General features: G+C 56.5%; 15 protein-coding genes. 13 read left to right on the top strand and 2 right to left on the bottom strand.

All coding sequences use genetic code 11. The annotated features are described in order from the left end of the window. Positions 1-6: 6 nt before the first annotated feature. Positions 7-1,056 (bottom strand): ABC transporter permease, encoded by a 1,050-nt coding sequence (locus AVCG78_RS17855; protein ID WP_071206965.1) that lies wholly within the window; start codon positions 1,054-1,056, stop codon positions 7-9. Then, positions 1,049-2,623, bottom strand: coding sequence for a sugar ABC transporter ATP-binding protein (locus AVCG78_RS17860; RefSeq protein WP_012653554.1), 1,575 nt, complete (start codon positions 2,621-2,623; stop codon positions 1,049-1,051). The genes AVCG78_RS17855 and AVCG78_RS17860 overlap by 8 nt, the downstream gene beginning before the upstream one ends. A 166-nt stretch (positions 2,624-2,789) precedes the next feature. On the opposite strand from AVCG78_RS17860, the gene AVCG78_RS17865 reads away from it, so the two are divergent. The 13 genes from AVCG78_RS17865 (at position 2,790) to AVCG78_RS17925 (ending at position 19,439) form a co-directional block, all read left to right on the top strand. After that, positions 2,790-3,461, top strand: a complete 672-nt coding sequence (locus tag AVCG78_RS17865) for a FadR/GntR family transcriptional regulator (RefSeq protein WP_071206963.1) — start codon at positions 2,790-2,792, stop codon at positions 3,459-3,461. Positions 3,462-3,655: 194 nt separating this feature from the next. Further along, positions 3,656-4,957 carry an ABC transporter substrate-binding protein gene (locus tag AVCG78_RS17870; protein WP_071206962.1) on the top strand — a complete coding sequence of 434 codons (1,302 nt, stop codon included), beginning with the start codon at positions 3,656-3,658 and terminating at the stop codon, positions 4,955-4,957. Then, complete coding sequence (locus AVCG78_RS17875) at positions 4,957-5,880, top strand: carbohydrate ABC transporter permease (RefSeq protein ID WP_234665016.1); 924 nt, start codon at positions 4,957-4,959, stop codon at positions 5,878-5,880. The genes AVCG78_RS17870 and AVCG78_RS17875 overlap by 1 nt, the downstream gene beginning before the upstream one ends. Next, complete coding sequence (locus AVCG78_RS17880) at positions 5,877-6,701, top strand: carbohydrate ABC transporter permease (RefSeq protein WP_071206961.1); 825 nt, start codon at positions 5,877-5,879, stop codon at positions 6,699-6,701. The genes AVCG78_RS17875 and AVCG78_RS17880 overlap by 4 nt, the downstream gene beginning before the upstream one ends. Before the next feature lie 60 nt (positions 6,702-6,761). Beyond that, positions 6,762-7,844, top strand: coding sequence for an ABC transporter ATP-binding protein (locus tag AVCG78_RS17885; protein ID WP_071206960.1), 1,083 nt, complete (start codon positions 6,762-6,764; stop codon positions 7,842-7,844). Between the two features lie 39 nt (positions 7,845-7,883). Then, positions 7,884-10,109: a glycoside hydrolase family 95 protein gene (locus AVCG78_RS17890; protein WP_071206959.1), complete on the top strand. Its 2,226-nt coding sequence runs from the start codon at positions 7,884-7,886 to the stop codon at positions 10,107-10,109. Positions 10,110-10,184: 75 nt separating this feature from the next. Next, the gene (locus tag AVCG78_RS17895; RefSeq protein ID WP_071206958.1) at positions 10,185-12,257 is read left to right on the top strand and encodes an alpha-L-fucosidase; all 2,073 of its coding nucleotides are present in this window, start codon (positions 10,185-10,187) and stop codon (positions 12,255-12,257) included. A gap of 60 nt (positions 12,258-12,317) precedes the next feature. Next, on the top strand, positions 12,318-13,349 hold the full coding sequence (locus tag AVCG78_RS17900) for a LacI family DNA-binding transcriptional regulator (RefSeq protein ID WP_081355278.1): 1,032 nt from the start codon (positions 12,318-12,320) through the stop codon (positions 13,347-13,349). 843 nt (positions 13,350-14,192) lie between these two features. Next, positions 14,193-15,083, top strand: a complete 891-nt coding sequence (locus AVCG78_RS17905) for an ABC transporter ATP-binding protein (RefSeq protein WP_071206956.1) — start codon at positions 14,193-14,195, stop codon at positions 15,081-15,083. After that, entirely contained in the window at positions 15,083-15,979 is an 897-nt protein-coding gene (locus tag AVCG78_RS17910) for a branched-chain amino acid ABC transporter permease (RefSeq protein WP_041698430.1), read from the top strand. The genes AVCG78_RS17905 and AVCG78_RS17910 overlap by 1 nt, the downstream gene beginning before the upstream one ends. 3 nt (positions 15,980-15,982) lie before the next feature. Next, the gene (locus tag AVCG78_RS17915) at positions 15,983-17,038 is read left to right on the top strand and encodes a branched-chain amino acid ABC transporter permease (protein ID WP_071584504.1); all 1,056 of its coding nucleotides are present in this window, start codon (positions 15,983-15,985) and stop codon (positions 17,036-17,038) included. 101 nt (positions 17,039-17,139) lie between these two features. Beyond that, complete coding sequence (locus AVCG78_RS17920; protein WP_012653566.1) at positions 17,140-18,474, top strand: ABC transporter substrate-binding protein; 1,335 nt, start codon at positions 17,140-17,142, stop codon at positions 18,472-18,474. A 191-nt stretch (positions 18,475-18,665) separates the two neighbouring features. Further along, a complete protein-coding gene (locus AVCG78_RS17925; protein ID WP_071206954.1) occupies positions 18,666-19,439 on the top strand; it encodes an ABC transporter ATP-binding protein in 774 nt (257 codons plus the stop codon). The last annotated feature ends 9 nt before the right edge of the window (positions 19,440-19,448 follow it).

The following is a 19,448-nucleotide window of genomic DNA, read 5'->3' on the forward strand; positions in this document are numbered from 1 at the left end:
CGGGTATTATTTCCGATTGCGGATCTGATCGATCCAGACGGTGCCGAGAATGACGAGGCCTATAATGATCTGCTGGGTGAAGGCGGAGACGCCGTTCATATTCAGGCCATTGCGCAGGATGCCGATGACAAAGGCACCGATGAAGGTTCCGGAAATCGTGCCGACACCGCCGATCAGCGAGGTTCCGCCAATCACCGCAGACGCGATTGCATCCAGCTCATAGGCCACGCCCTCATTCGGCTGGGCGGTGACGAGACGAGACATCAGCACACAGCCGGTGAGACCGGCCAGCGTGCCGGAGACGATATAGGTGAAGGCGGTGACGCGGGCGACATTGACGCCTGAGAGCTGGGCGGCGTCCGCATTCGAGCCGGTGGCATAGATATGCCGGCCAAGCACGGTTCGGTTCAGCACGAAGGCAGCGGCCACGGCAATGACGACCATCAGCACCACGGGATAGGGAATGCCCGGAAAGCTGACCACTGGAAATCCTTGATCGTCAATGCTTTCGAAGCGCAGCAGCGAACCATTGCCCAAAACCCCGAAGGATTCGCCAAGGCCCGAGACGGCGCGTGCGCCGGTGATTTGTAGTGCGACGCCCCGTGCAATCAGCATCATGCCAAGGGTCGCAATGAACGGCGGCAGCTTCAGCCTGGTAATGACCAGGCCATTGATGACGCCGCAGGCCGTGCCGGTGAGAACGCCGAGCACCATGCCGATCCACACCGGCGCGCCGAGTTCCTTGACGGCAAGGGCGGCGACCACCCCGGCAAGGGCCAGCACGGAGCCGACCGAGAGGTCAATGCCCCCGGTGATGATGACATAGGTTGCCCCGATGCCGAGAAAGGCAATCGACGTGACCTGTAGCGCAATCGTCATGCCGTTGTTGACGCTCAGGAAGGCATTGGATGTAAGAGCAAACACGGCGGCCAGAACGACCAGGCAGCCAAGCGCTGCAAATTTCTGGATGATATCTTTTTGCCGGTCGCTCAGTCCCCTTTTGTGGCCCTTTTTCTGGTCCGCCTGCGGTGGCTTGTCGGTGATGATCTCAGCCATGGGTCATTCCTCGCGCGCTCTCCCGGACACGGCCGGAGGCATACAGCATGATCTCTTCTTGCGACGTCTCGCGCGTCGTCAGTGTTGCGGTGATGCGGCCTTCGTGGAAAACTGCAACGCGGTCCGATAGTCCGAGGATTTCTGGAAGCTCGGAACTGATCAGAATGATGCCGATGCCTTTGGCGGCAAGCTCATCCATCAGCCGGTAGATAGCGAGCTTGGCACCCACATCAATGCCTCGCGTCGGCTCATCAAAGAACATGATCTTTGGCTGCCGGAACAGCCATTTTCCAATAATGATCTTTTGCTGGTTTCCGCCCGACAGAAGGCGGACGGGTTGGTTCAGGCTGGGCGTTTTGATATTGAGCAGATTGACATAGTGCTGGCTCGACTGGCGGTGCAGTTCCTTGTCGATCACGCCGAACGGATTGGAGACGGCCTCCATATTGGCCATCATCAGATTGGCATCGACCGGCATCTTGACGGCCAGGCCTCCCGCCTTGCGGTCCTCGGAAAGATAGGCAAGCCCTGCGTCAATGGCCGAACGCGGGTCGGAAATCGAAAGGGGCCGCCCTTCGAGCAGGAGTGTTCCACTGTCGAACGGATCGGCTCCAAAGATCGCCCGGGCCACTTCCGTCCGGCCTGCACCCATCAATCCCGCAAAGCCCAAAATTTCACCGCGGCGCAGTTCAAAGCCGATATCGGAGAAAACGCCATGGCGGGTAAGACCCGAAACGGAAAAGATGGTGTCCTTGCTTGGCGAACGGGTCGGTGCCGGGAATTTCTCTTCCAGCGAGCGGCCCACCATGCGGGCCACGATATAGTCCACGGTGATCGCATCGAAATCATCTGTGGAGATGTAGCGCCCATCGCGCAGCACCGTGACGCGATCAACGATCTCTGCCATTTCGTCGAGCCGGTGCGAGATATAGATGATACCGGTTCCCTCGCGTTTCAGGTCACGGATGACGCGAAACAGAAGCTGTGCTTCCTGTTGTGTTAGCGAGGAGGTCGGTTCATCCATGATGAGAACGGAGGCGTTGAGCGAAAGGGCCTTGGCAATCTCGACCATCTGCCGCTGCGCGACGGAGAGCGTGCGCACCTGCGCGTCGGGGTTGATGTCGACCCCCAGACGGTCAAGGCATCGCTTGGCGTCCTGGCGCAGCTTGCGCCTGTTGACCATGAAGTCCCCACCGATAAAACTTAGCCGTGGTTCCCGCGCAAGATAGATGTTTTCGGCAACGGAGAGATGCGGAACAAGGTTGAGTTCCTGATGGATGATGGCAATTCCGGCTGCTTCCGACTGCAATGTGGAGGTGAAATGAACCGTCTCGCCCTTGTAGATCATGTTGCCAGCGTCTCTCTGGTAGACGCCGCTGATGATCTTCATCAGCGTGGATTTTCCGGCTCCATTCTCTCCGCAAACCGCATGGACTTCACCGGCCCTGACATCAAGGCTGACGTCCTGCAGGGCCTTCACACCAGGGAATTCCTTGGTGACGCCCTCCAGTTTTAAAAGCAGCGGCGCGGGTTTGCACTCGCCAGCGGCAAGCGACACTCCTCCCATCGCGATGTCCTCCAATTCGAGAAAGCCTCCCAGACTTTCGGTAGACAGACATAGGGCATGCTGCGATAATTGGTCAAGCCAATTATTCTTTCTCGCTTGCATGCACTGCAATATCTCGGATAAATATCGTTTTATTGATGGAATTCTTTAAATTGGACTGACCAAAATGACATTGCCCAAACGTCTTTACCAACAGATTGCCGACCAGGTTCGGCATCTGATCCAAAGTGGCCCTTATCCGGCAGGGGCGCGGCTGCCACCTGAACGTGAGCTGGCGCAAACCCTGGGGGTCTCACGACCGTCCTTGCGCGAGGCGTTGATTGCGCTGGAAATCGACGGAACAATCGAGATTCGCATGGGATCGGGCATTTATGTCCTGTCTGCCAGCAAGTCCGCCGCCTCTGGGCGATCACTGGGGGAGAGTCCGACAGAGTTGATGCAGGCGCGTGCCGTCATTGAAAGTGCTGTTATCGTCAAGGCCGCTGCCGCAATGACCGATGCGGTTTTTGCGGCGCTTGTCCGGATTGTCGAGTCAATGCGTCAGGAGATTGCCGGCGGTCGCAAGCCGATTGATCAGGACCGCCAGTTTCATCTGACCATCGCGGAACAGTCGGGCAATTCGGTGCTGGCGGAGATCGTCGCCAATCTCTTTGACGAACGCCATAGTCCTATCTCGGACCATATACGCGGCCGCTTTGAGACGCCCGAAACCTGGTCACTGGCGCTGATCGAGCATGAGGCAATTCTGACTGCGCTGGAAGCACGCGACCCGCTCGCAGCACAGGCTGCAATGTATGCCCATCTGACGGCATCGCGAAGGCGATGGTTGGAGAATTGACTGGCTGTATGATCTCTCGGTCAGCATGTTCTGCTTCAAGATATTGAAAAATAAACAAATAACCATGAATCTGGACGATTTTGCTTTGCTCAAGCGTTGCCTGAGTTCACCAGTTTTCATCGGCAGAGTCAATTTAGTTGACATCGTTTCATTTTAGATGACAGTATAGCGTCATAACGGGAGGAGGAGCCCCTATGATGACTACCAGTTTCACGGCTATCGCCGGGGATGCGTCACGCTGCGCGCGTCTGACTTTGGCAGCGTTTACCCTCGCATTGGCCTCAAGCGGCTCGGCCTTGGCCCAGCCCAAAGGCGATCTGGTCATCCTGCAATGGATGGCAGGGTCTGACCTTGAGGTGATCCAAAATCTGGAAAAAGCCTTCATGGCCAAATATCCGGATGTGAAAATCAAGGAAGTACCGGTGACATGGTCCGGCGATCCGCGTGGCGGGCTTCGCACCTCGTTGATGGGCGGCGAAAAGGCCGATCTGATGATCAATACGTGGCCTGCTTTCCGCACAGAACTCGTCACCGCCGGTCTTTTGCGCCCGCTGGATGATGCCTATTCCGCCCTGAAATGGGGAGAACGGCTCGACAACAGCTGGAAGGATCTTGGGTCCGTCTCCGGGCAACTGTACGGCGTTACCTTCACTTACGGCGACCGCAGCGGTCTTTGGTATGATACCGGAACCTTCAAAAAGGCAGGTATTACCACGCCGCCCAAGGATTGGGCGCAGTTTCTGGACACTATCGCCAAGCTGAAAAGCGCCGGTGTGGTGCCAATGGCCGTCCCTGCCAAGACCTGGGCGCATGCCGAAGTGTTTGAAACGCTGATCTTACGCGAGGGCGGTGCGGATCTTTCACGCAAACTCGTGGCCCATGAAATTCCGTGGACAGATGACCGCGTCAAGGCAGCCCTTCGCAAATGGCGCGAGCTTTTGAAGGCCGGTTGCTGCGGCGATGCCTCCACAATGCTTGGCACGGAGTGGGACAATGCCTCGGACCGGGTTTTGAAAGAGCGCAAAGCAGGCTTTTTCCAGATGGGAATGTGGATCAACAACCGCGCCGAGACCGTCTACAAGCTTGCCCCGGATCAGTTCGGCCTGTTCCAGTTTCCAGCCACAGGGCAGGGGCATGACACCGCCGCCAGTGTCGATGCCAAGGAGTTTGTCGCATTGGCATCCGGCGGCAATAGCGAGGCTGCTGACGCCTTCATGGACTTCACCATAAGCCGTGAAGGTGCCAACATCATTGCCAAGGGCGGGTTAGCATCCTCCTCCAAGGCGGTTGATGTTGGGCTTTATAGCCCTGCCATTCAGGCGTCCAATACCTTTGTGACCGGGGCGGATACGGCTTTCGTGCTGGGGGATGGCCTGCCCGGCGATCTGGCTGATGAGTATCGCATTCAGCTCCAGAAATTTCTGGGCGATCCCAGCGATGCCAACATTGACAGGGTGACGGCAGCGATCGAGGCCAAGGCAAAAGGATCGTATTGATGCGGGCCATCACCGATCTGCCACGGACGGGAGGGAGCGCCACCCGGCGCTTCTTCCAGACGGATGGGGGAGCGGCTCTCATCCTGCTTGCACCTATGGTGCTGTTGTTTCTGTGCGCGGTCGTCTATCCGTTGATCGATACGATCCGTCTGTCGTTTTTCGATATTCGCGGTCTTGCCCCAGCAAAATGGGTGGGGCTTTCCAACTACGCAAACCTGTTGGCGGATGCCAGTTTTCGGGTGGCTGTGATCACCACCATCGTCTGGACGGTCGGCACAACGGCGCTATCCGTGGGCATCGGCTGGGGTCTGGCGGTGCTGTGTTCGCTGGCCCCGCGCACCACTCTGCCGTTTCGCGTGATGATTTTCTGTGCCTATGGCATTGCCGAGGCCGTCAGCGGCTTCATCTGGCTTGGCATCTACCGGCCGGGAGACAGCGGTTTGCTGAATGCCGTGTTGAACACGCTCGGTCTGGAAAACCTGACCCGCGCGTGGCTGGGCGATACGTCCACAGCCCTTGCATGTCTGGTGATTGCCTATGCCTGGACCCAAGTGGGCTTGCCGCTGATGACCTGCTTTGCGTCGATCCAGACCATCCCCAAAAGCATCAAGGAAGCGGCCTATATTGATGGGGCCAAGCCGCTCTCCATCATGCGCCATATCATTTTGCCCCTGTCGCTGCCCGGGTTGAAAGTGGCGGTTTTCATCAATCTTCTCGGCAGCTTGCGGGCCTTTGACATGATCTTCGTCATGACGGGCGGCGGCCCGGTGCGCTCCACCGAGACAGTTGGCTATTTCATGTTTCGGGAATCGATGATGCAGTTCAAGCTTGGCTATGGCGCGGCGGCCACCGTCGTGTTGCTGGCTGTCGTGCTGTTCGTCTCCATCCCATTGCTGCGTCAGCGCACCAAGGAGGCGACATGAACGCCCGTGCTCCTCTCTGGATTCCGGTTCTCGTCGGCCTTCTAGCCATCCTCTGGATTGTGCCTGTTGTCGGTCTGGTTTTGACCTCCATCCGGCCTGCTGGCGATATTGCCGTTGGTGGCTGGTGGTCACTGCACACCATGCGCTTTACGCTGGAGGCCTGGCAGACTGTCTGGACAAAATATCCGCTGGCCCCCGCCTTTTTGTCGTCCCTGAAGCTGACCGGACTTGCGACGTTGTTGACGGTTCTTCTGGCACCGGCTGCGGCCTATGCCTTTCAGTTTCTCAAGTTTCCCGGACGGCGCATCCTGTTGCTTGTTATCGTCAATTCTTTCGTGTTGCCGCAGCAGGTGGTGATCATTCCGCTGTTCACGCTCTGGCGTGACCTGCACATGATCGACAATGTCTGGGCCGTGCTCATTCCCTTTGTCGGGCTATCTTTCGCCTGGTCGATCTTTCTGGTGCAGAGTTTTCTGGCGGAATTTCCACGTGAATTGATCGAGGCCTCAAAAATTGATGGCTGTACGCCAATCCGAACATTTCTTCATGTCGTTCTGCCCAACTCCCTCACACCCATGGCAACTGTGGGCATCCTGCAATTCCTGTGGTGCTGGAATTCCATGCTGCTGCCCATGCTGTATCTGCGCTCCGATGTGCCGCTGACGGTGCTGTTGGCCCGCATTGCAGGCTCATTTGAGCCCAACCTGGATCAACAATCAGTGGCGGCCATCGTCACCATGGCGGTGCCTCTGGTGGTCTTCATCGTGTTTCAGCGCTTCTTTGCGGCAGACGCACGCAATCGCTCGGGAGGCAAGGAATGATCACGTCAGCCGCATTGTGCATGACCCGGCCAAAAACCGGACGTCGGGAGGAAAAATCATATGGCAACCGTTGAACTCAAAGGTGTGGCTAAGCGCTACGGTGCCTTGAAGGTCATTGATGACATTGATCTTGACCTTGAAGATGGCTCCCTGACCGTTTTTGTCGGGCCATCCGGCTGTGGTAAATCCACCCTGCTGCGGATGATCGCCGGGCTTGAGCCGATCACTAGCGGCGACATTCTCATCGATGGTCAACGCATTAACGATGCCACGCCCACCGAGCGCGGTGTGGCCATGGTGTTTCAGAATTACGCCCTCTATCCGCATATGACCGTGCGCAACAATATCGGTTTTCCACTGCGCATGGCGGGCATGAAAAGCGCCGACATCGGACGGCGGGTGGAACAGGCGGCAAACCGTTTGCACATCACGCCGCTTCTGGAGCGCAAGCCTGCCGCCTTGTCTGGTGGCCAGCGCCAGCGGGTGGCCATCGGGCGGGCCATCGTGCGCGATCCCAACGTGTTCCTGTTCGATGAGCCGCTGTCTAACCTTGATGCGGAACTGCGGGTGAAAATGCGGCTGGAGATTGCCGAATTGCATCGGTCACTGGCGTCAACCATGATTTACGTCACCCACGATCAGGTGGAGGCCATGACCTTGGCCGACCGGATCGTGGTGTTGCGGGCGGGCAATGTCGAGCAGATTGGCACGCCGATCAGCCTTTATGACGACCCCGACAACATGTTCGTGGCCGGTTTCATCGGCTCACCGCGCATGAATTTTTTGAATGGTCATGTGGTGGCGCGCAGTACTGCGGCCATCCGCGTCAAGCTCAGCGAGTTCAAGGACGTGGAATTCGAGCTTGCGCTGGGTGCGGATATTGCCCCCGGTGCAAAGATTTCCATCGGCATGCGGCCAGAGAATTTTTCCTCTGACGGATCAGCCCAGTTCGACCTGCGGGTGGACATGGTGGAGAGCCTTGGCGGCGTTTCCTATGGCTACAGCAATATGCGCGGCGAAGACGCCCTGACGGTTGATCTGAAGGGCGATCGGTCTGTGCGGGCCGGCGATACCATCCACACCGGCTTTCATCCGTCCAAGGCCCTGCTGTTTGATCCGGCCAGCGGTGCGCGCCTTCGGTGACATGTCATTCAGCTGATATTTTCAAAAGGATTTCTATTCATGAGCGATAATGAACTCTGGTACGACCATGCTGCATCTGTCTGGACCGAGGCCCTTCCCGTTGGCAATGGTCGGCTGGGGGCCATGGTGTTCGGAGATGCCTGGAATGAACGCCTTCAGATCAATGAGAGCACATTCTGGAGCGGGGGCCCTTACCAACCCATCAATCCCGATGCCCGCGCTGCCTTGCCTGAGGTGCGCAATCTGATCCTTGCCGGACGCTATCAGGAGGCCGACCGTAAGGCCTATGAAGGGGCCATGGCCAAGCCGGATCGGCAGACCTCCTATCAGCCGATTGGCGATGTCTGGCTCGACCTGCACCATGATATGACCGTCACCAATTATCGCCGCTCGCTTGATCTGGAAACGGCTGTTGCCGTGACACAGTATGATTGCCACGGCGTGCATTTTCGCCGCGATGTCTTTGTCTCTGCCATTCAGGACGTGATCGTTTGCCGGATTGCCGTGGATCAGCCGGGTGCCTTGTCGATGACGGTGATGCTGAGCAGCCCGCAAAACGGCGATCCGATTGATATCGCCGATGCCACCCTTGGCTATGACGGGCGTAATCGTCGGCAAAATGGTATTGATAGCGCGTTGCGCTTCGCTTTCCGGGTGCGGGTGCTGGCCGAGGGTGGTTTTGTCGATATTGGCGAGGAAACCATCCGGGTGCGTGAAGCGTCCCGCGTCGTGTTGCTGATCGATGCAGGGACCAGCTTTCAAAACTACAGGAATGTCGATGGCGATCCACAGGTGCAGATCAAGGCGCGCCTGGATGCGGCGGCTATGCTGTCCTATGAGGCGCTGCTGGAAGCCCATGTCACAGAGCACCGCCGTCTATTTAACCGGATGCAAATTGCCCTCGGTGACAAGCCTGTGCCAACGATTCCCACCGACAAGCGCATTGCCGCCTATGCCGAAGGTGATGATCCCTCATTGGCCGCGCTCTACCTGCAATATGGCCGCTACCTTGCCATTTCCTGTTCCAGACCCGGCACGCAGGCGGCCAATCTCCAGGGCATTTGGAATGAAGATATCCTTCCGGCCTGGGGCAGCAAATACACCGTCAACATCAATCTGGAGATGAATTACTGGTTGGCCGATGTTGCCAATCTCTCCGAGACCTTCCTGCCGCTGGTGGAGCTGGTGGAAGATGTGGCCGAAACTGGACGCGAGATGGCCAAGACCCATTACGGCGCACGCGGCTGGGTTTTGCACCATAACACCGATATCTGGCGTGCCACCGGCCCCATTGATGGACCCCATTGGGGTCTCTGGCCGATGGGCGGTGCCTGGCTCTGCGCCCAGCTTTATGATCACTACCGCTTCAATCCCGATCGCGCTGTGCTGGAGCGCATCTATCCGTTGATCAAGGGGGCGGTGGAATTTGCGCTGGATACGCTGGTTGCCTTGCCTGATAGCAATTACCTCGGCACTTGCCCATCACTGTCGCCGGAAAACTCCCATCCTTTTGGTTCTTCACTCTGCGCCGCACCGGCCATGGACAACCAGATTCTCCGTGATCTGTTTGAGGCCTTCGCGGATGCCAGCGCCACACTTGGCCACGACGGCGAGCTTCGCACAGAAGCGGTCGCCACCCGTGCTCGCCTGCCGGAAGACCGTATCGGCAAAGGCGGTCAATTACAGGAGTGGATGGAAGACTGGGATCTGGACGCCCCAGAACAGCAGCATCGCCATGTCTCTCATCTCTATGGGCTTTATCCGAGCCTGCAAATCGACCCATTGGAGACGCCTGAACTGGCCAAGGCCGCACAGGTTGTTCTGGAGCGGCGCGGCGATGATGCAACGGGCTGGGGCATTGGCTGGCGGCTTAATCTTTGGGCCAGACTGGGCAATGGCAATCGGGCCGCAGAGGTTCTGGTCAAGCTTTTGACACCGGAGCGCACCTATCCAAACCTGATGGACGCCCATCCGCCTTTCCAGATCGACGGAAATTTTGGGGGAGCGGCTGGCATTGTCGAAATGCTGGTGCAATCGCGCCCCGGCGAGCTTCGTCTTCTGCCTGCTTTGCCGGAACAATGGTCAAGCGGCAGCCTGAAGGGGGTGCGCATCCGTGGCGGTCACACGGTTGATCTCAGCTGGCAAGCAGGAAAACTGTCTTCACTCCGCATCACGGCTGGCCACTCCGGGCCACTCACCATCCGCCAACCTGCTGGTGTCCTTGAGGTTCAACTTAGGGAAGGCGAGGTTTGGGAAGGTCGATAGCCGATATTTCAACATGCATTTTCTGGTGTTCTAACAGGATTTTCACGGTTTCCGTGCCGGAGAAAAGGAGCCATCATGTCGCAGAATTCATTGCGTCCATTGCGCTATCGTCAAATTCATCTCGATTTTCACACATCCGAGCATATTCCGGGCATTGGCAGCCAGTTTGACGCTGAAGCGTTCGTTGCAACACTGAAGCAGTCGCATGTCAATTCCATCACGCTGTTTGCCAAATGCCACCATGGCTGGTCCTATTATCCGACCAAGGTGGGTGCGCCGCATCCCAATCTGTCTCGCCCCGATCTGCTGGGAGAGATGATTGCCGCCTGCAACGCTGCTGATATTGAAACGCCCATCTATCTCTCGGTACAGTGGGATGAGCGCACCGCCCGCCTGCATCCCGAATGGCGGGTGATGAAGGCCAACAATCATCTTGACCATGCCGATGACCATGATCGTTCGGCCCAGAACCAGTTAAGCGCGGCCTGGCACACCTTGTGCCTCAACCACGATGGTTTTCGCAGCCACTTGATGGCCGAGGCGCGGGAGGTTCTGACGCTTTATCCGACTGCCGGGCTGTTCTTCGACATTATCCAGACGCCGGATTGCGTCTGCAATGCCTGCCTTGCGCGTATGGCACGCCTCAATCTCGACCCGTTGAACAAGGCGGATCGACTGGCCAATGACGAGGCTGTCAATGCGCAGTTCCGCGAGGGGATGAGCACCGTTCTGCGGCGCGAATTTCCGCAAGCACGGATCTTTTACAACAGCGGCCATATCAACAAATATGGCAAGGACCGTTACGCGCCCTACACCCATCTCGAACTGGAAAGCCTGCCCACGGGCGGCTGGGGCTATAATCACTTTCCCTCCAGCGCCCGCTATGCGGCGCGGCTTGGTCTGGATTTTGTCAGCCACACCGGCAAATTCCATACCAGTTGGGGCGAGTTTGGTGGCTTCAAACATCCTGATGCGCTGGAATACGAATGTGCCATGATGGTGGCGCTTGGGTCTAAATGCCTGGTTGGCGATCAGCTCCATCCCAATGGCCGGATCAATGCCGATACCTATCGCAGCATCGCCCCAGCCTTTCGCCGGGTTGCCGCTCTTGAACCCTTTTTGGATGGGGCGGAACAGGTTTCTGACATCGCCATTTTGGCCACCGAATATTTCCATCGCGACGGTGTCGAGCGTGTGCGCGATAGCGATGACGGCGCGGTGCAGATGCTGCTGGAATTGCACAGATGTTTCGATGTGATTGACCCGGAGATGGATTTTTCCCGCCATCGCCTGATTATCTTGCCAGATACGATTCCGGTGGATGCTGCATTAAAGGCAAAATTCGATGCCTATCTCGCTTCGGGTGGCGCGGTCCTCATTTCCGGCCAGTCTGGCCGTACACCGAATACCGGCGCTTTTGCCTTTGAGACGGGCCTAACAATCACAGGCGAAAACATTGCGTTCGAGCCATCCTATGCCCAGATCACTGAAGCATTGACCGATGCGCGCCTGCCAACAAGTCCTTTCGTGGTCTATGCCGGGGCCGAAAAACTGCAAGCGGCAGGTGCCACTGTTCTGGCAAGCATAAGGCCACCCTATTTCAACCGTGCCTTCAACCATTTCTGCTCGCATCAGCATACGCCAGATGATCCTGAGGCCGATTCTATTGGCGTGGCCTGCGCCATGCATGGCAAGGTGGGCACCATCGCCTATCCGGTCTTTGCACTTTACCGCGCCATGGGGCAGCCTCTCTACAAATATCTGGTTGATGCGCTGATCGAACGGCTGATGCCGGGGCGGGTGCTTGAAACCACTCTGCCCTCCGCAGGCCGCGCGACGCTGACGGTGCAGGCCCATGAAAATCGCAGCATCGTTCATCTTCTCTGCGGTTTTCCGCAAATCCGAGGTCAGTCGGTGCGGATCAATTGGCAGCCAACGGCAAGGCCCATGGAAATGATCGAGGACATCCCCTTCATCGGGCCGGTATCCTTTACAGTACGGCTGCCTGGGACACCATCATCCGTCTATGACGCGATTTCGGGTGAGACATTTGCTTGGAAAAAACAAGCAGATGGCGCAATCACGGTTGATCTGCCCGGCATTTCCATTCACCGTGCGATTGTGATTGACGGCGTGGTGCCCAAATGATGTGAGACGATTGCTCGTATGTCCTTGCCAGGGCCAAGACTGGAGCTGCGGAGAGGGCCTGTGGAAATAACCGGCAAGCGAAAACAAGCCACCATCCACGATGTGGCCGAGGCTGCTGGTGTGGCCATTGGCACGGTGTCGCGCTATCTCAATGGGCAAACGGTGCGCAATGGCAACCGCGCCGAAATAGAACGGGCCATCGAGGCCCTGTCTTTTCAACGCAGCGCCGCCGCGCGGGCGATGAAAAGCGACAAGACCGATGTGATTGGCTTTTTGACACCGGAGCTAGACGAATTTCATGCCCAGCTCCTCAATCATCTGGCCCGGTTGTTTCGCCAGAGCGGCAGAACATTGCTGACCTATTGCCATGATGGTGACATCAGGCTGCTGAGTGAATCCCTCTCCTATTTTGCCGGGCAGAACGTCGATGCGCTCATTCTTGCGGGACATGGAGACATTCCCAATGAAGTCGAGAGATTCGTGGAACGTGGTATTCCGGTAACCGTCTACAATAATGATATTATGGGGTTGCGCGTTGATCGCGTTTTCGTTGAAAATGCCAAGGCATCCTACCGTGCTGTCCGCCATCTGATCGATCTCGGTCATACACGTATCGCCACAGCCTTTGGCACATTGGATACATCATCGGGATTGCAGCGCCTGAATGGCTATCAGCAGGCCCTGGAAGAGGGCCGGATTGCTTTCAACCCTTCCTACCTGCATTCCGGCGACTGGACCGAAGAAGGCGGATATTCTGCCATTCAGAAATTCATGGCACTGGCTGAGCCGCCAACAGCGGTCTTCTCCGCCAATTATAAGATGACCTACGGCATTCTGGAATGGGTCCGGGAACACCGGGCAAGGGTGCCGGAAGACATCGCCATCGTCAGTTTCGATGACGTGGAATTGTTTCGCCTCTATGATGACGGCGTGACAGCCATCGCTCAACCTATTGAAAAAATAGCGCAATCGATCAGCGCTTATGTTTTGTCGCGGTTAACACAAGACAATGTTCCGGACATACGCACGCGCACTCTCGATTGCAATTTGATATTGCGCGGATCAAGCCACTTTCGCCGATCATCCCGATGATGTGCTTTTCTTAAAAAACCGGGATACAGGCGATTTGGGCTGTGCGATCAACGGGCACCTTGCCATTCGCGTTGATATGTATGGATTTGATTTCAACGCCTTCAGTGGATTTTGCGAAATCTCGTGACAAGGCGCATCGGTTTCCAGCTTAGATTATAGCGCGTTTGGTGGCGCGTTCAGCCCAACGGTCATTCTTCGCTAAGCGCAAAAATTAGAAAATAAAACCTTTAAAATCTATGGAAATTATAGATAAATAATCGCACTGAACAAGTACGGAATTGAAAAGGGGGCGTCGGCAGTCAAAAGTATAGGAAAATGAAAATATATTTTGTTTTCCACGCGCTTCGTATGCTGTGTTTCTAATTAATCTCAATAAGGGTCGGTTTTGATCTTAAATAAAGACCGGTTTCTTTCTGGGTGCGAAACAGGCTTTTGATTGATGGGCGGATGTATCTATTGCGGTTCTATTGAGTGGTGAAAATCGGATCAACGCGGTTGTCCGGCTTGCATCATGTCGGTTTATGCCGCTCGCAGACAGCAGAAGGAAACGTCTGTCATTTCGCCAAGTGTACATCCTGCACGGGTGCGTTCTGAAGGGACTTTATCAAACGGGCCAAATGCCGCCTCCATAAGATCTGGAGACATCGGACGGCACGGAAACGTTTGCTGTGCGCCAGAGTTTGTCAGGGGAAAGTGGAACCTGGTTTTCCCGAAAAGACAAACGAAAACAAGAGAACTGAGAGACTGTCTGGTTCAATATGAACCAGACAGTCTCTAAGACCAGACAAGCACAGTAAGTCGCTCTTTGGGCGCAGCGCTCTGGAGATGAGGAGAGCTTACGACATGACGATTGCTATGCAGGCGGCCCGATCTGGTGCCATTTTCTTGGCTGATCTGAGCGCATCGGTGGATGATGTGGCTGCGGTCAACAGTGCAAAGGCTTCCTCAAATGCCTTGGCTCTCTCTGGGGTCACTCTGTCTTTTGGAGGCGTTATAGCGCTCAGCGACATTGATCTTAAGGTGAGCAAAGGTGAAATCCGCGCAATTATCGGCCCGAATGGTGCTGGTAAGAGCTCCATCATCAACGTGATCAGCGGTCTCTATCAGCCGGATCACGGCCGCGTTTCTATCGGCGAACTCCATTTCAGCCGCGTGCCGACCCAGAGGCTAGCGCAGCTTGGTATTGCCCGAACCTTTCAAAACCTCGCTCTGTTCAAGGGGTTGAGTGTTCTGGACAATGTCATGGCGGGCCGCGTTTACCGCAATAGATCCAGTTTTGTGGAGCAGATCATCGGCTATGGCAGGGCTGCCCGCGAGCATAAGGATGCCCGCGACAAATCGGTGGCAATTCTCGATTTTCTGCATCTCGCCGACCTCAGGGATCGCCTTGCGGGTACTTTGCCTTATGGTCTGCAAAAGCGGGTGGAGCTTGCCCGTGCCCTGGTCGCAGAGCCCGACATCTTGCTGCTGGACGAACCGATGGCTGGCATGACAGCCACCGAGAAAAACGAAATGGCGCATTATGTGCGCGCCGCACGGGATGAATTTGGCACCACTGTGGTGTTGATCGAGCACGATATTGGCGTCGTTATGGGCCTTTCCGACCATGTGGCGGTGCTGGATTACGGGCGGAAAATTGCCGATGGCACACCAGCGGAAATTTCCGCCGACCAGAAAGTCATTGATGCCTATCTCGGTGTTGCACCAGAGAATGAAGACGGAGATGGCATTTGATGGCCGATTTTGACGGGTTGTTTTTTACCGAAGTGCTTGTGGGCGGATTGCTGTCCGGCGTGATGTATTCGCTCGTGGCCATCGGTTTCGTGCTGATTTACAAGACATCGGGTGTTTTGAACTTTGCGCAGGGTGCCATGCTGCTGTTTGCAGCGCTGACCTTCGTCAGCCTCACAGAGCGCGGGTTTGGTTTTCCGCTCGCCTTCCTGGTTACCTTCGCCATCATGATCCTGCTCGGCATTGGCATTGAGCGGACGGTCCTTCGTCCGCTCACCAACAAGCCGCCGATTACCATGTTCATGGCCACGCTTGGCCTGTCCTACATGATTGAAGGGGCAGCCCAACTGCTCTGGGGCACGCAGGTACATGGGCTTGATCTGGGCATTGAGGATGTTCCTTTCGATATCGCGGGTGTGTTTATCAGCAAGTTCGATATTTTCGCAGCGGTCGTCGCCTTTGGGCTTGTTGTCGCCCTGTCCGTGTTCTTTCGCTATACCCGCATTGGGCTTGGTTTTCGTGCGGTGGCCGATGATCCGTTTGCGGCTCTCGCCGTGGGCCTGAAACTTCCCTGGATCTGGGCAAGTGTGTGGGCCGCCGCCGGGCTTGTGGCGCTGGTTGCCGGGCTCTTGTGGGGCGCGCGCTCCGGCGTGCAGTTTTCCTTGTCCTTGATCGTGCTGAAAGCACTACCGGTGCTGGTGCTGGGCGGTTTTGATTCCATCCTGGGGGCGATTATCGGTGGGCTGCTGATTGGCGCTTCGGAGAAATTGGCCGAAGTCTATATCGGCGCCTATTTTGGCGGGGGGATTGAAGGGTGGTTCGCCTATGTGATTGCCCTGCTGTTTTTACTTGTGCGCCCCTCCGGTCTTTTCGGCCAAAAGCTCGTGGAAAGGGTTTGATCCATGTCTGCTGTTTCGCCCAACGTGACGCCTGCGAGGATCACGCCAGCAAAAGCGATGCCGATCTCCGTCGCCACCCTGCTGGTGCTTTTGGTGGCCTATGGCATTCTTCCCGTGACTGGCACGAGCTACCTGTTCGATGGTATCCTGCTGCCCTTTCTGGCCCTTAGCCTCGCAGGGGTCGGGCTCAATCTGCTGACCGGTTATGCAGGCCAGGTGTCGCTTGGCAGCGCGGCCTTCATGGCGGTTGGCGCGTTTGCCTGCTTCAATTTTGACCTGCGGGCCGGTTCCCTGCCGCTTATTGTCAGCATCCTGCTCGCGGGTCTATCCGCTGCGGCCATTGGCATTGTCTTCGGCTTGCCAAGCCTTAGGCTGCGCGGCTTCTATCTCGCGGTTTCCACCCTCGCTGCACAGTTCTTCGTCCAGTGGGCGTTGACGAAATTCAGCTGGTTTTCCAACGATAGCGCTTCGGGTGTGATCGATGCGCCGCCGCTAACGCTTGCCGGTTTTACCTTCGAAGGGCCGGTCGGGCGCTACTATTTTGCGCTGATCATCGTCACACTCGTCACCTTTCTCGCCCATCGGCTGGTGATTTCTCAAACGGGTCGCAATTTCATTGCGGTGCGAGATAACGAAACGGCGGCGCGCATTATCGGCGTTCCGGTGTTACGCACCAAGCTTCTGGCCTTTGCCGTGTCATCTTTCATCATTGGTATCGCCGGTGTGCTCTGGGCCTTTGCCTATCTGCGCACCGTCGAACCGGCGGGTTTTAACCTGGATCGTTCGTTCCAGGTGTTGTTCATCATCATCATTGGCGGTCTGGCCTCGCTGCGCGGTGCCTTTTTCGGGGCGGCCCTGATCGTGGTGTTTCCGGTGGTGCTGTCGCGGGTTGGGGCCTTCGTCTTTGGTGACCTGTTCGATAGCGGCGTGCTCGATATGACGCAGCGTATCGTGCTCGGCGCACTCATCATTCTTTTCCTGATCCTTGAGCCTGATGGGCTTGCCGCCCTTATCGACAGGATCCGAAAACGCTTCGGCGTGCCGGTTTGGCCAGCCTGATCCGGCTCTCTCTCCGCACGCCGTTTATCCGCAATCCATCCATCATCCATGAACACGTCCGATGCGCATCGCACCGGGCAATACCAGGAGTGTATCCAAGCATGAGCATTCTTTCGAAATTCAAGGCCACAGCATTGGTGATCGGCATCTCGTTGAGTGTCGCGCTTCCCGCAGCGCATGCCGATGAGCAGTATTTTCCCTTGCAGAGCTACCGCGTCGGTCCCTATGCCGCAGGTGGAACCGGTTTCTTTGGCGGGTTTATCGATTATCTCAACCTGATCAACACCCGTGATGGTGGTGTCAATGGCGTCAAGCTCACCTGGTCGGAGGCCGAAACCCAATACGAGGTCGAGCGCGGGGTCGAAGCCTATGAGCGTCTGAAAAGCAATCCGAACGTCGCCGCCTGGAACCCGTTATCCGTGGGCATCGCCTATGCGATGATCGACCGCATTACCGCCGACAAGACACCGTTGATCACCATCAACCACGGTCGTACGGATTCCACCGATGGCCGCGTATTTCCCTATGTTTTCCCCTTGTTGCTCAATCCCTACAGCGAAACCTCCGGTATCGTGAACTATATTGGCTCCAAGCTCGGCGGGATCGAAAACCTGAAGGGCAAGAAGATCGTGGTTCTCTATCACGGCTCGCCTTATGGCAAGGAAACCATTCCGATCTATGAATTGCTGGCCAAGAAATATGGTTTTGATGTCCAGCAGATCGAGGTGCCGCATCCCGGTAACGAACAACAGGCCCAATGGCTCACCATTCGTCGCGCCAAACCTGATTATGTCGTGTTGCGCGGCTGGGGCGTGATGAACCCGGTGGCCCTGAAAACAGCTGCCAAGACCGGCTTTCCGGTGGACCATATCATTGGCAATGTCTGGTCCAATTCTGAAGAAGATGTGATCCCGGCAGGCGATGCCGCCAAAGGCTATACCGCCATCACCACCCAGGCGTCCGGTGCCGAGTATCCAGTCGTCAAGGAAATCGTCAAGACGCTTTATGATAGTGGCAAGGGCAACCTGGAGGACAAAAAACGCATCGGCTCCGTCTATCACAACCTGGGTATCGTCAATGGCATCCTGAATGTCGAGGCGATCCGCATCGCGCAGGCAAAATTCGGCAAGCGCACGCTGACCGGCGATGAAGTACGCTGGGGCTTCGAGCATTTGCAACTGGACCAGAAGCGCGTTGAGGAACTTGGCGCCAAAGACCTGTTTCACTCCATCAATGTCACCTGGGACAATCACGAGGGCAATGGTTATGTGACCTTCCAGCAATGGGACGGCAAGAAATGGAACGTCGTGTCTGATTGGATTGCACCGGATTGGGCGTTGCTGCGGCCGATCATTGAAAAGTCCTCCGAGGCTTATGCCAAGGATAAAGGCATCAAGATCCGCACGGCTGCCGATGCGGATGGCGTTACCAATTAACACCAGTAGGGACTGAAGATGTCAGTTCCTATTCTTTTTGCAAATAGTCCAAGCATCTGATGGATTTGAGATATTTGTCTTGGAAAATCAGCCCATCGACAACGAGATGGGCTGATTTCGCGGTTCACCTCTCAATTGAAGTGACGCCGCGACGGGGCAATTTTTTGCCAGACCAACGAGGAATTGATCCCATGAAAGACGCCAGATTGTTGCAGGTGGATGGGCTGCACGCCACCTACAATCATGCCATCACCGCTTTGCATGGTGTCAGCTTTTCGCTTGCGCGGGGCGAGATCCTAGCACTTTTGGGCGCGAATGGAGCGGGCAAGACGACGGCGCTGAAGGCGGTGTCAAACCTTCTTTCGGCAGAGCGCGGACAGATCAATGCCGGGTCTATCCATTTTGACGGCGTAGATGTCACCAAAACAAGCCCGGCGGCGCTGGTGCGCGCCGGCCTTGTACAGGTATTGGAAGGGCGCCATTGCTTCCATAGCCTGTCCGTCGAGGAAAATCTGACGTGTGGTGGTCTGGGACGTAGCAGTTCGCGGGCGGAAATCGCCAATGATCTCGAGCGTATTTATGGGCTCTTTCCCCGACTGAAAGAAAAGCGCCGGACACTGTCGGGCCTCACCTCCGGTGGCGAGCAACAAATGACGGCAGTTGGCCGGGCTCTGATGTCGCGTCCCCGTCTGCTTGTTCTTGACGAACCGTCCATGGGTCTTGCCCCCATCGTGGTGCAGGACATATTTCGCACCCTGCGCCGATTGAACCGGGAGGAGGGGCTATCCATTCTCGTCGCCGAACAAAATTTGGCGATTGCTCTCACCTATGCCCATCGCGCCACCATTCTCGAAAATGGAAAGGATGTGCTGACGGGCACCGCCCGCGAGATCCGCGAGCGAGACGATGTGAAATCCTTTTATCTCGGGCAGAACAATCGGGTTGCGAATGACCATGTCATATGACCGCGTCTG

The organism is Gillisella vitis (assembly GCF_021559775.1).
Taxonomy (GTDB): Bacteria; Pseudomonadota; Alphaproteobacteria; order Rhizobiales; family Rhizobiaceae; genus Allorhizobium; species Allorhizobium ampelinum.